Annotated in this window: 8 protein-coding genes; 5 read left to right on the forward strand and 3 right to left on the reverse strand. The window is 72.5% G+C overall.

Annotated elements, in window-relative coordinates; translation table 11 throughout:
• Nucleotides 1-200 precede the first annotated feature (200 nt).
• Entirely contained in the window at nucleotides 201-2,186 is a 1,986-nt protein-coding gene (locus tag ACIBJC_RS12500; protein ID WP_399292305.1) for a HelD family protein, read from the reverse strand.
• A gap of 454 nt (nucleotides 2,187-2,640) precedes the next feature.
• On the opposite strand from ACIBJC_RS12500, the gene ACIBJC_RS12505 reads away from it, so the two are divergent.
• Both ACIBJC_RS12505 and ACIBJC_RS12510 read left to right on the forward strand, forming a co-directional pair.
• On the forward strand, nucleotides 2,641-2,841 hold the full coding sequence (locus ACIBJC_RS12505; protein WP_399291251.1) for a hypothetical protein: 201 nt from the start codon (nucleotides 2,641-2,643) through the stop codon (nucleotides 2,839-2,841).
• An 18-nt stretch (nucleotides 2,842-2,859) separates the two neighbouring features.
• Nucleotides 2,860-4,134, forward strand: coding sequence for a glycosyltransferase 87 family protein (locus ACIBJC_RS12510; protein ID WP_399291254.1), 1,275 nt, complete (start codon nucleotides 2,860-2,862; stop codon nucleotides 4,132-4,134).
• Here the strand turns inward: ACIBJC_RS12510 and ACIBJC_RS12515 are convergent.
• Complete coding sequence (locus ACIBJC_RS12515; RefSeq protein WP_399291257.1) at nucleotides 4,121-5,761, reverse strand: DNA repair helicase XPB; 1,641 nt, start codon at nucleotides 5,759-5,761, stop codon at nucleotides 4,121-4,123. The genes ACIBJC_RS12510 and ACIBJC_RS12515 overlap by 14 nt on opposite strands.
• A gap of 27 nt (nucleotides 5,762-5,788) precedes the next feature.
• Here ACIBJC_RS12515 and ACIBJC_RS12520 point away from each other — a divergent pair, with 27 nt between their 5' ends.
• The 3 genes from ACIBJC_RS12520 to ACIBJC_RS12530 all read left to right on the forward strand — a co-directional run bounded on the left by ACIBJC_RS12520 (nucleotide 5,789) and on the right by ACIBJC_RS12530 (nucleotide 9,411).
• Nucleotides 5,789-7,429: a recombinase family protein gene (locus ACIBJC_RS12520; protein WP_399291260.1), complete on the forward strand. Its 1,641-nt coding sequence runs from the start codon at nucleotides 5,789-5,791 to the stop codon at nucleotides 7,427-7,429.
• Nucleotides 7,430-7,649: 220 nt separating this feature from the next.
• The gene (locus tag ACIBJC_RS12525) at nucleotides 7,650-8,213 is read left to right on the forward strand and encodes a DinB family protein (RefSeq protein WP_399291263.1); all 564 of its coding nucleotides are present in this window, start codon (nucleotides 7,650-7,652) and stop codon (nucleotides 8,211-8,213) included.
• Nucleotides 8,214-8,712: 499 nt separating this feature from the next.
• Entirely contained in the window at nucleotides 8,713-9,411 is a 699-nt protein-coding gene (locus tag ACIBJC_RS12530) for a VanZ family protein (protein WP_399291266.1), read from the forward strand.
• On the opposite strand, the gene ACIBJC_RS12535 is transcribed toward ACIBJC_RS12530, so the two are convergent.
• Nucleotides 9,374-12,034, reverse strand: a complete 2,661-nt coding sequence (locus ACIBJC_RS12535) for a helicase C-terminal domain-containing protein (protein WP_399291269.1) — start codon at nucleotides 12,032-12,034, stop codon at nucleotides 9,374-9,376. The two genes, ACIBJC_RS12530 and ACIBJC_RS12535, sit on opposite strands and share 38 nt — an antisense overlap.
• Between the last annotated feature and the right edge of the window lie 246 nt (nucleotides 12,035-12,280).

Raw genomic sequence — 12,280 nt, forward strand, 5'->3', positions numbered from 1 at the left:
GGGGGGGGGGGGGGGGGGGGGGGGGGGGGGGGGGCGGGGGGGGCGGGGGCGGGGGGGGGGGGGGGGGGGGGGCGGGGGGGGGGGGGGGGGGGGGGGGGGCGGGCGCCGCGGGGGGGGGGGGGGGCCCTGGGGGGGGGGGGGGGGGGGGGGGCGCGGGGGGCGCCCCCGCCGCACCCCACCCCACCCCCTCAGGAAGCCCCTCAAGCGGCGGTGAGCTGCTCCGGAAGCGCCGCCGCGTGCACCACCACCAGCCCCGACACCGCTCGCGTCAGCGCCACGTACAGCCGCCGCAGCCCCGTCCGTTCGTCCGGTTCGCCGTCGACCACCGCCGACGGCTCGTCCAGCACCACGTAGTCGTACTCCAGCCCCTTCGCCAGCGACGCCGGTACGAGCGTGAGCCGCGCCTCGGCGTTCGTCTCCTCGCCCGGCGCGAGATACCCGAGCCCCGCCGCCGTCAGCGCCTGGGCCAGCGCCGGGATCCGGGCGTCCGCCGCGATCAGGCCGATCGACCCCTCGTGCGCCAGCGACTCCCGGCACGCCGCGACCGTCGCCGCGTCCAGCTCCGCGGGCTCCGCCACCGCCCGTACCGCGAGCGATCCCGGCGACTCCCGTACGGAGGCCACGGGCGCCAGCCCCGGCGAGATCGCGGGCAGCAGCCGGGACGCGTACGCGATCACCTCGCGGGGCACGCGGAAGCCCGCCGTCAACTCCTCCACCAGCGCCTCGGGTTTGCCGAGGTGGTGCAGCGCGTCCGCCCAACTCGACGTCGCCCACGGTGTCGTGCCCTGTGCCAGGTCGCCCAGCACCGTCGCGGAACCGGTCGAGCAGCGCCGGCCCACCGCGCGGTACTGCATGGGGGAGAGGTCCTGCGCCTCGTCGAGCACCACATGGCCGAGCGAGTGCGTACGGGCGATCAGATCGCCCGCCTCGTCGATCAGCACGGCGTCCGCCGGAGACCACTTCGCGGACTTCACGCTCCGCGCCGGCTTCGCCCACAGGATCGTCTTCTGCTCGTCGGCGCTCAGTACGCCGTCCGCGTGGACGGCCAGGAACTCCGCGTCGCCGAGCAGCCGCAGCACCAGCTTCGCCGGATCCACCTGCGGCCAGACGGACTTGACCGCCGCCTTCACCGCGGGGTTGCGCGCCACCGCGTTCTGCACCCGGTCGTCGGGCGCCTCGCCCGCCTCCTCCATCCGTACCAGCACGGCGTGCGCGATGCGCTGCGGCAGGGCCTCGTGCGCCGCGCCGTACCGCATGTCGCGGGCGAGCAACTGCTCGACCATCTCGGTGAGTTCGTGCACCGGCACCCGCCAGCGCCGCGAGCCGCGCACCACCACGACCGGCTCCGTCGGCTGCGTGACGTGGGACCGTACGGCCCGCCGCAGCACCTCCGCCATCCGGGCGTCGCCCTTGATGACGGCGGCGTCGGCCGGATCCGTGCCGCGCACCTCCGTGCCGGCCGCGACCAGATCCGCGACCGTCGCCTGCTTCACCTCCAACTCGCCCAGGGTGGGCAGCACCTGCTCGATGTAGTGGAGGAAGGAGGCGTTCGGCCCGATGACCAGCGTTCCCGTACGGGCCAGCCGCTCGCGGTGCGCGTACAGCAGATACGCGACCCGGTGCAGCCCCACGGCCGTCTTCCCGGTGCCGGGCCCGCCCTGCACGCACACCGTGCCGCCCAGACCGCTGCGGACGATCTCGTCCTGCTCGGGCTGGATCGTCGCGACGATGTCCCGCATGGGGCCGACGCGCGGACGCTCGATCTCGGCCTGGAGCAGCTTGCTGGAGGTGTCGGCCTCCGTCGGGTCGGAGAGGTGCTCGTCCTCGTACGCGGTCAGCTCACCCGCCGTGTAACCGAAGCGGCGGCGCAGCGCCACGTCCAGCGGCTTCCCCCGGGACGCCTGGTAGAAGGGCTGCGAGACGGGGGCGCGCCAGTCGATCACCATGGGGTCGCCGTCGGCGTCGTGGACGTGCCGCCGCCCGATGTAGAACGACTCCCCCTCGGCGCCCTCGGCCTCCTCCGCGCCGACGGCGTGCAGATAGTCGAGCCGGCCGAAGAAGAGCGGGGTGTGGGCGAGATCGGCGAGCGCCTTGACGCGCTCGTCGATCTGGGACTGGAGGACGGCGGCGTTGACCCAGTTCGCGGTGACATCGCGGATGTCGAGGGCCTGCACGTCCTCGCGCATCGCGCGCAGGGCCGAGCGGGAGGCGCCGAGGTGGGCGCGTTCGCGCGCGAGGGGGCCAGGGGGGTCGAGTGGCGCGGGCACGGTGTTGCCTCCGGGGCTGTACGCACGCCGACGGGCCGCGCTCCGTCCGTCCGGCGCCGTACGGGGTCCGTACGTGCGGGACGGCCGGGCGGCGGGTTCCGTTCCGGCGTGGCTCACGTCATGGCGGTCGGCCGTCCGGTTTCCGTCCGGACGACGGCGCTCCCAGAGGAGGGAGGCGGGCAAGGTGCAGGAGTGTAGCCAGCGGACGTCGGCCGGGCGAATGCTTTTCGCCGCGCGGGAGCCGTCACCCCGTGGTACAGCACGAGGTCCATCCCTCAGGGGACCCCGCCTGGCCGAAAGTCGTACACGGGCTCACATGAGGTTCAAACCAAGGGCCGATGTGCTCCACAGGCGCCGGAGCGACCATGGATACATGAGCACAGCAACTTTCACCCCGGTCCACGCCCCGCAGAGCGCGCCGCTTCCCGGTGCGACCGCGACGGGCTCCGTCCCCCACCCGGGTCACCCGGTCGGCAACACGCTGCGCGCGGCCAAGGTCTTCCTGACCACGGCGTTCAACGTGGCCGTGATGGGGGAGTACGCGGAGGAGGCGGGCATCAAGCACCGTCGCTGATCCACTAGGGTCGCGGCCGTGACCTACCGGACCGTGACCTCTCGCTCACTCATCGCAGTGGGCGCGCTCGTCCTCTCCCTCGCCGTGTTCGCCACCGTCTGCGTCACCCGGCCCGTCCCGCTGGCCGACACCCGTGTCTACCGTGCGGAAGGCGCCGCCGTCCTCGGCGGGGACGACCCCTACGGGATCGAGCTGTACGGCCCCGGCCCCGGCGGATCCGGTCCCTACGGATCGGGCCTCGACGGCACCGGCCTCGACGGCACCGCGTACCCGCCCTTCGCCGCGATCCTCTTCGTACCGACCACCTGGCTCTCCGCCGGCGCCCTCAAAGTGGCCTTCGTCCTCGGCAACATCGCGCTGCTGGCGCTGCTCGTACGGCTGTCCCTCCGGCTGGTGGGCCGTTCCTCCACCGCCCCCGTGGCCACCCGATACGCGGTCGCCGCGACCCTGGCCGTGGCCGCCGGACTCTGGCTCGAACCCGTCGCCCGGACCATTCTCCTCGGCGAGATCACCCTCGCCGTCGCCTGCCTCGTCCTGTGGGACCTGGCGCGCCCCGACCACGCCCTCGGCAAGGGCTTCGCCCTCGGCATCGCGGCGGGCATCACCCTCACCCCGGCCCTCTTCATCGCCTACCTGCTGCTCACGTCCCGGGTACGGCAGGGGCTGACCGCCCTCGCCGCGCTGACCGGCACCGTGCTGCTCGGGATGCTCGTACTCCCGTACGCCAGCGGCGAGTTCTGGACGAACCAGATCTTCCGGACCGACCGCGCAGGCGCCGCGTGGGCCGCCGGCAACCAGTCCCTGCACGGACTGCTGGCCCGCCTCCTGCACACCCCCGAGCCGGGCGCGGTCTGGGCGGTCGCGGCCCTGCTCACGGCCGCCGCCGGACTGTGGACCGCCCGCCGCGCCGTCCTACGGGCGGGGTCGGAGAGCTGGGGCGTCCTGCTCACCGCCCTGACCGCGCTGCTCGTCACCCCGGTGAGCTGGTCGCACGAATGGGTCTGGTGCGTACCGCTGCTGGCGGCCCTGCTCGCCGAACGCCGCCTCCGCACGGCCGCGCTCGCCGGGGCGGTCTGGACGGCGCGGAGCTTCTGGGCCGTACCGTACGAGGGCGAGCCCGCCCTGCGGCTCCCGTGGTGGCAGCAGCCCCTGATCTCCCCGTACGCGCTCTGCGCCCTGGCCCTCCTGGCCCACACGGCCTGGCGGCACACCCGGGCCCGCGCCGGCACCGGGCCCCTGTCCACCCTGCCGGGGCCCCGGTCCCCCCGGGGCCGCCCCCTCACCCCTCGGTGAGGAGTTCGTCCGCGTCGACGATCCGGTACGCGTACCCCTGCTCCGCCAGGAAGCGCTGCCGGTGCGCCGCGAAGTCCTGGTCGATCGTGTCGCGCGCGACCACCGAGTAGAAGCGCGCCTCGTGGCCGTCCGCCTTCGGCCGCAGCACCCGGCCGAGCCGCTGGGCCTCCTCCTGGCGGGAGCCGAACGTACCGGAGACCTGGATCGCGACCGTCGCCTCCGGCAGGTCGATCGAGAAGTTCGCGACCTTCGACACCACCAGCACCGAGATCTCGCCCTGCCGGAACGACTCGAAGAGCTTCTCGCGCTGCGCGTTGCTCGTCTCGCCCTTGATGACCGGCGCGTCCAGATGCTCGCCCAACTCGTCGAGCTGGTCGATGTACTGGCCGATGACGAGCGTCTGCTCCCCCTGATGCTTGCGCACCAGCGCCTCCGTCACCTTCCGCTTCGTCGCCGTCGTCGCGCAGAAGCGGTACTTCTCCTCCGTCTCGGCGGTCGCGTACGCGAGGCGCTCGCTGTCCGTGAGGTTGACCCGTACCTCGACACAGTCCGCAGGAGCGATGTACCCCTGCGCCTCGATCTCCTTCCACGGCGCGTCGAAACGCTTCGGCCCGATGAGCGAGAAGACGTCCGACTCGCGGCCGTCCTCCCGTACGAGCGTCGCCGTCAGCCCGAGCCGCCGCCTGGCCTGGAGATCGGCCGTGAACTTGAAGACGGGCGCGGGCAGCAGATGCACCTCGTCGTAGACGATCAGGCCCCAGTCGCGCGAGTCGAACAGCTCCAGGTGCGGGTAGATGCCCTTACGGCGCGTCGTCAGCACCTGGTACGTGGCGATCGTGACCGGCCGGATCTCCTTGCGCGTACCGCTGTACTCGCCGATCTCCTCCTCGGTCAGCGACGTGCGCTTCACCAGCTCGTGCTTCCACTGGCGGGCCGAGACGGTATTGGTCACCAGGATCAGCGTCGTCGCCTTGGCCTGGGCCATCGCACCCGCCCCGACCAGCGTCTTCCCGGCCCCGCACGGCAGCACGACCACACCGGAACCGCCGTGCCAGAACCCCTCGACGGCCTGCTTCTGATACGGCCGCAGCGCCCACCCCGACTCGTCCAGCTCGATCGCGTGCGCCTCACCGTCCACGTAACCGGCCAGGTCCTCGGCCGGCCAGCCCAGCTTGAGCAGCGTCTGCTTGATCTGGCCGCGCTCGGAGGGGTGCACGACGACGGTGTCCGGGTCGATCCGGTTGCCGACCAGCGGCTGGACCTTCTTGGAACGGAGGATCTCCTCCAGCACGGGCCGGTCGGTGGAGGTCAGGACCAGGCCGTGGGTGGGGTGCTTGGAGAGGGTGAGCCGCCCGTAGCGGGCCATCGTCTCGGCGACGTCCACGAGCAGGGCGTGCGGCACGGGGTAGCGGGAGAACTCCACCAGCGCGTCGACCACCTGCTCGGCGTCGTGCCCGGCGGCCCGGGCGTTCCACAGGCCCAGCGGGGTCAGCCGGTAGGTGTGGATGTGCTCGGGGGCGCGCTCCAGTTCGGCGAAGGGCGCGATGGCACGACGGCAGGCGTCGGCCTGGTCGTGATCGACTTCGAGCAGCAACGTCTTGTCGCTCTGGACGATTAGGCAGGACACACATACCTCCGGATATAAGGTCGTCTCATGACAGAAACAACGCCTGTCACAGCACGGGCTATGCCCCGCGCCCGACGCCGGAAGGGCGTCCCGGCCGGCGCGCCGGGGATGCGCGCCGCTATCTATGTTCGCCTATCGCGCGAAACCGACGAGACGACTTCGCCGGAACGCCAGCGCGCGGCCTGTGAAGCGTTGTGCGAGGCACGCGGTTGGGAGGTCGTGGCCGCCGAGGAAGACATCGATGTCTCGGGCTTCTCGCGCGGGCTCGACCGGCCGGGACTGCAACGCATCCTGACCAGGCTCGCCGAGCTGGACGTGATTGTGTTCTTCAAGATCGACCGGCTTGCACGCTCGACGGTCGACTTCGCGGAGATCATGCGACTCGCCGAGCACCAGAGCGTTGCGCTCGCGTCGGCGACGGAGCCGCTCGACCTCACGTCGTCCATGGGCCGGGCCATGGCGAAGGTGATCGCGGTCTTCGCCGAGCTGGAGTCCGACACCATCGGGATGCGGGTGTCCAGCGCGCACGAGCACCTGCGCCGCGAGGGCCGCTACACCGGCGGTCGGGTCCCGTACGGGTACATGGTTGTCCCCAACCCCAACGGGGCGGGCAAGGTCCTCGCGGTCAACGAGGTCGAGGCCAAGACGATCAAGCGGATCGTGGAACGGGTCCTGACCAAGGACTCGCTGATGCAGATCATCAACGACCTCAACAAGGAGGGCGTCCCGTCGCCCGGCCACGCCTCACGCCAGACCACAGGCAAGCGCAGCGACTCCAAGCAGTGGTACACGACGACGCTGCGCAGCCTTCTGGGCAACCCCCAGTTGCTCGGCCAGGTCATCGAGGACGGAAGGCCGATCCTGCGGACGGACGGCCTGCCGCTGGTCAACCGCCCGCCGATCCTCGACACGGACACCTGGCAGGCGCTCCAGGACGAGTTGGAGCGCCGGGCCAATCCCGGTGAGAAGCGCCGGGAGGGGACGTCGCTGCTGCGCGGCATCATGCACTGCGCAGTCTGCGGCGAGCGCATGTACACCTTCAGCGGGCGCAACGGTCAGCTTCGGTACCGGTGCATCGGCCCTCTGAAGTACCGCCAGCGGGCGGCGAAGGGGGAGGAGAAGCCGGGCGTGAAGTGCTACGGGCCGACCGTGGCCGGGGTGACCACCGAGGAGTACGTCACCGAGCAGTTCCTCGCGAGGTACGGGCACCTTTCCGTGATGCGGATGGTCCAGGAGGTGGGCGAGGACTTCCGCCCGCAGATCAGGCAGGCCGAGGAAGCGTTGGCCGACCTGCAAAAGGATCGCTATGACCGGGGCCTGTTCAGAGGCGACGACGGAGCGATCCGGTACGCGGAGCAGTACGCCAAGCTGGAAGAGCGACTGGCGACCCTGAAGGAGAGGCAGCGAACGGCGAAGCCTGGCGGCGTGAAGGCGGAGCCGACCGGAGAGACGCACGCCGAGCAGTGGAAGCGTTCGGACGTGGCCGGTAAGCGAGATTTGCTGTTGAACGCGGGCGGCTACGTGGAGGTGGCACGCGCGCGGCGTGGCGGCAAGAAGCTGGACACGTCGCGTCTGTCGGTGTACTTCGGCGAGGAGGGGCACATGCGGCGGGCGGCAGCGACGAAGGATAGCGAACGGGAGACCGAGGCGGCTGACAGCCAGAGCTGACGCCGACGTCACCGGACACACGCAGCGGCGCCCCCACCGGATGGACGAGGTGGGGGCGCCGCTGCGTGTTCAGGGAGTCTTCGCCATCTTCGAACATGCAGGTCGGAGGCTCTGGCGTGGCGCTTGCTCGGGATACTCATGCTGATCTCGGGCGGCCCACGGCCGGCGACGGCGTCCGCGAGGGGCGCAGCAAGATCTTCGTTGTTTGTAGTGTGCGGCAATGACAAGAAGCGAACGGCTCGCGGAGCAGTCGGACTGGTACTGGCGCAAGAACTTGCGGCCACGGCTGGAGGGTCTTACCGACGAGGAGTACTTCTGGGAGCCGGTGCGCGGCTGCTGGAGCATCCGACCACGTGGTACGTCGGCCGCACCGATGTCGGAAGGTTCGGGAGAGTGGACGATGGACTTCGCGTCCCCTGGCCCGGAGCCGGCGCCGGTGACCACGATTGCCTGGCGGCTGGCGCACATCATCGTCTCCTGCCTGGGCTATCGGGTCGGATGGTACTTCGGCGGCCAGGACGTCGACTCCGAGACATTCGCCTACGCGGGGACCGCTGACGAGGCGCTGAAACAGCTCGATGAGATGTATGGGAGATGGAACGCGGGGGTCCGCGAGCTCTCGGACGCTGACCTGGAGAATCCGCCCACGGTGGGTCCCGAGCGGTTTCCCATGGAGAACAGAGTCCTGCACGTCAACAGGGAGCTGATCCATCACGGCGCTGAGATTTCCCTGCTGCGCGACCTGTACCGCTGGCAGGACGGAGCCGTACCGCGCCGAATATGACTTTCGGTAACCGGCGATCGAGCTTCGGAAACGTACGTGGACTCCGTGACGCTCCGTGGCTGCGAGCTCTAGGTGGCGTGCTGGTCGGGGTTGTGCCAGGGGCCGATGACCTTGATAGAAGGGCGGCAATACGACAGCGTCGCACCGTCGCGGGTTGTGAACTCGACTGTCTCTGCGACGAGTTCGCAGAGGGCGTCCCCGTCCGTCTCGGACAGTGCCTTCCTGAGCGTGGGGACGGACTCTGCCAGGTCCCAAGAGGGGGAACGCGTCACGCCACAAGATCTACCGGTTCAGGGCCCGCCGCGAGGACGAATCCCGAAGATTGATCACGACCCGATACGCGCCCTAGGGCATCCGGATGCCAAACGACCAGTGTCGCGCATCGCGCGCCGATCCGGCACCCGCGTCGATCGGCCGCCCGCGCGGATCCGGCACCCGGGCGTATCAGGCACCCGCCCGGGGACCGCGTATCCCGGCGGGGCGGGGGCATCAGGTGGCTATGACCGCTGAGACGGAACGGACCGGGCCGGCGCAGGCCGCTCCCGGGGACACTTCACGTGGCGCGCAGGGGTGGCGGAAAGCACGAGTCCCCCGGCGCTCCTGGGGCCGGAGCGCGCTCCGGGCCCTGATCATGGCGGTCGCCTTCGTCGCCCTGGTGGGGTTCGCCGCCGTGCTGGCCGAGATGACGCTGACACCGTCCCCGGTCTCCGCCGACCTCGCCGGGTCCAACCTCCGGCCCGGACACTCGCTGCTCCAGTACGCCGAGGACTACACGTTCCTCGCCGCGTGCAAGCAGATCGGTGGAAACCTGCTGATGGGGGCGCCCTTCGGGGTGATCCTTCCGCTGCTCATGCCGCGCAGGCTGCGGATGGTACGGGTGCTGGTGCTGACCGCCGTGGTGATGGCGCTGGTGGAGCTGGCGCAGGGCGCGATGGTCGAGGGGCGCGCCTTCGACATCGACGATGTGATCCTGAACACCGGCGGCGCGCTGATCGCGTATCTGCTGCTGGGGCGGTGGGTCTCGCGGCGGTTCCACATGCTGAACGCCCCGCGGCCGGAGCCGGGGCCTCGACCGGAGCCGGGGTCCGGGCCGGGGGGCGGGAAGCCGAAGGTGTCCGTGGAGAAGCCCGCCGCACCCCTGTCCGCCCGGCTCCGGCGGCTCAGGCCGGGTCGTCGGCCAGCTCCGCCACGCCCGTGATGCGGTGCAGCGGGTACGTACGGACCTCGTCGGCCGTGTGGTCGTACGCCGTCACGTAACCGCCCTCCACCCGTACCGGCGCGATGACGCGCTGGCTGGCCGCGCCGTCCGCGCTGACGTAGCCGATCCAGACCGCCGAGCCCGTCATGGCGGCGGCCTGGACGGTCGCGAGCGTCTCGGCGGACGTCGTCCGGGGGAGCGCCCCGTTCACGTCGGCCAGGGAGAGACCGGCGGACATCGCCGCCGCGGCCGACAGCGTGGCCGATCCGGACACCGTCGGCTCGGGCACCGGCCTGCGGACCACCGTCGCGGCCATGTCCCCGGCCCGGATCGCCCGGACCGCCGCGCTCAGCAGCGTCCGGTCCGGCGTGGGCGGCCCGTCAGGGACCGGTACCGGCGCCGCGCGGGGCGGGGTGCGGTGCGCGTGGGCGCGAGTGATCATCACATCGCCGTCGGCGGACTCGGCGGCGGGCGCGAACCCCATGGTGCGCAGCCCTTCGAGCAGCGCCCCCGCGTCCGCGTGCGCCGCGAGCACGGTCGGGGCGAGGCGGCGCAGCCGCAGGCCCTGCGAGCGCTTGTCGGCCAGGATCTCGTCGAGCACGGCCTCGTCGTCGCACCGTACGTACGCGGAGGCCACGCCGACCCGCAGATGGCCGTGCTTCCGCGCCACGTCGTCGATGAGGTAGGCGAGCGGCTGCGGTACGGGCGTACGGCTGTGGTTCTTGAGGAATTCGTGCAGGTCGGAGGCGGATTGCCCGGCGTCCAGGGCGCGCCGTACGGACCCGGGCGTGAAGCGGTAGACGGTCGCGCCGCCCTTCGACTCGACCTCGGCGGCGACGGACAGCAGCTCGGCGAGGGGGCGCAGGAGCGGGCCGGGTGCCACGGCGGTCAGGTCGGCCTGGAGGAGTACGTGGTCCAGGGCCTCGGGCAGGAGCGGCGCGAGGGCGTGGGCGGCGCGGAGCCCGGCGGGGGAGAGGCGGGTGGCCTGGTGGGCGGACTGGTGGGCGGGGCTCCGGTCCGTACCCGTACCCGTATCCGGGCCGTCGCCGTCCAGCAGCGCGCGGGCGTGGGACGACAGCGCGCCCCGGCCCGTGATCCCCAGCATCTCCGCCTCGTTCAGCGTCCACGCCGCGAGGCGCCCGCGCAGGTCGTCCGAGCGGCCGGCGGCGGACGCGCCGCGCAGGGGGCGTTCCCAGCGCAGCCGGGCGAGCAGCGACTCGGGGTCGGGGGCGGTGCCCGCGGGGAGGGTGGCGAGGAGTTCGAGGATCCGCCGCCGTACCTCCGGCGCGGGGCCCCGGTCCAGGTCCGTGCCGAGCGCCGCGAGCGTACGGCCCTTGGAGTCCTGGCTGCCGACCAGGCCCGCCGTGCGGGTCGCCGTCAGCCAGGCGCCGGCGAGGTGGGCCCAGCGCTCGGGCGCGGGCCGCTCCTGCCAGTCGTCGTAGGCCGGGGTCGGCGCGTACCGCTCGTCCGTCTCGCCGTCCGACGCCAACAGCCCTGCCGCGTAGGCGAGTTCGACCCAGAAAGCGGCGACGGGCTCGGTGACGTCGAGGGCGGTGGCGGTGCGCTTGAGGTCGCGTACGGAGAGCCCGCCGGCCCGCAGGACGTTCGGGCCGCCCTCGTTCCAGTCCTTGGCCAGCTCCTCGACGGTGGCGAGGGCGGTGAACGCCTGGCCCGCGGCCGTGCTGTCCACCACCTGCGGTCGGGCGGTCTCCGGCCGGGCGGCTTCCGCGCGGGCGGCCGGCGGCAGGAACCGGCCGGCCTGGGCGCGCGCGGCGGCCGACCCGGAAGCCGCCCCCTCCGTACGCGGTGCGACCGCGGGCGCCGCGGGCTCCGGCTTGCGGTGCGCGCGCCCGGCGCGCAGATGGAGCGCGGCCTCGCGCGGCAGGACGACCGTCCGCGTCGTCGCGGGCAGCAGCAGCCCCCGGTCGCGCAGCCAGCGCACGGGCGGGGTCGGGCTCGACGTCACCTCGCCGTACGGCGGCCCCCACACCAGCCGGTCCAGCACCGACAGCGCCTCCATGGGCGCGGTGTCGAGCAGCGCCGCCATACGCGTCCGGTCGATGAAGAGCGCGGTGAGCGAGGCGACGGCGGAGACCGGGTCGTGGGTGGAGGGCAGCGCCGTCGCGGTCAGGATCTCCTGGAGCCGGCCCGGCGACATCCCGGCCGTGGCCTCGGCGACGGTCGGGCCCAGCCCGGTCGGCGAGGGGTGGGTGGCGGACGGCGCCAGCAGCTCGCGGGCGGTACGGACGAGGCGCAGCCGGTCGTCGGCGCCCCAGATCAGCGCCTGGTCACGCAGGGTGGCCACGGCGGTGGGCAGCGCCGCCTCGATCCGCTCGTCGCCCTCGTCGCCGGTCAGCAGCGCGCGCAGCGTGTCGTACGGCGCGGGCTCGGGCGCCACGGCGAGCGCCTCCGCGGTCTGGAGCGTGAACCGGTCGAGCCGTTCCAGCGCCCGTACGACGGAAGCGCGGGTTCCGGCGCGGGTCGCGAGCTGGGACAGGTCGCCGGGCACGGGGTTGAGCAGATCGGGCCTGGCGCGCAGCAGGGCGGCGAGCGAGTCGTCCCCCTGGGTGCGCAGGGCCTCCGCGAGCGTGCGCGGTGGCGTACCGCCGGTTCCTTCGGGCACGTGCGCCTCCTGCTCAGCCTTCGCGGGTCCCCATCCGTTCCACGTTAGCCCGTGAAGGCCCCACCGCTCGTGTACCTGGGGTGGGGCGGGCCGCGGGTTTTCCGGGGTGCGGTGGATTTCCGGCGTTCTCCGGCGTCCTCCGGCGTTCTTCGTACTGGCTTGGTACCGGCTTCGTACCGGATGTACGGGGTGGACGCACGGGGGAGGAGTTCGACACCATCGCGCTGTGGCCGCCGTGGTGGCGGT

The sequence above is a fragment of the Streptomyces sp. NPDC050509 genome (assembly GCF_044457965.1).
GTDB lineage: Bacteria > Actinomycetota > Actinomycetes > Streptomycetales > Streptomycetaceae > Streptomyces.

Excerpts from the sequence above, each read along its gene's own strand:
- ACIBJC_RS12530 (WP_399291266.1), top strand. The coding sequence starts at position 8,713 with ATGACCGCTGAGACGGAACGGACCGGGCCGGCGCAGGCCGCTCCCGGG.
- ACIBJC_RS12520 (WP_399291260.1), top strand. The coding sequence starts at position 5,789 with ATGACAGAAACAACGCCTGTCACAGCACGGGCTATGCCCCGCGCCCGA.
- ACIBJC_RS12500 (WP_399292305.1), bottom strand. The coding sequence starts at position 2,186 with ATGCGCGAGGACGTGCAGGCCCTCGACATCCGCGATGTCACCGCGAAC.
- ACIBJC_RS12505 (WP_399291251.1), top strand. The coding sequence starts at position 2,641 with ATGAGCACAGCAACTTTCACCCCGGTCCACGCCCCGCAGAGCGCGCCG.
- ACIBJC_RS12525 (WP_399291263.1), top strand. The coding sequence starts at position 7,650 with ATGACAAGAAGCGAACGGCTCGCGGAGCAGTCGGACTGGTACTGGCGC.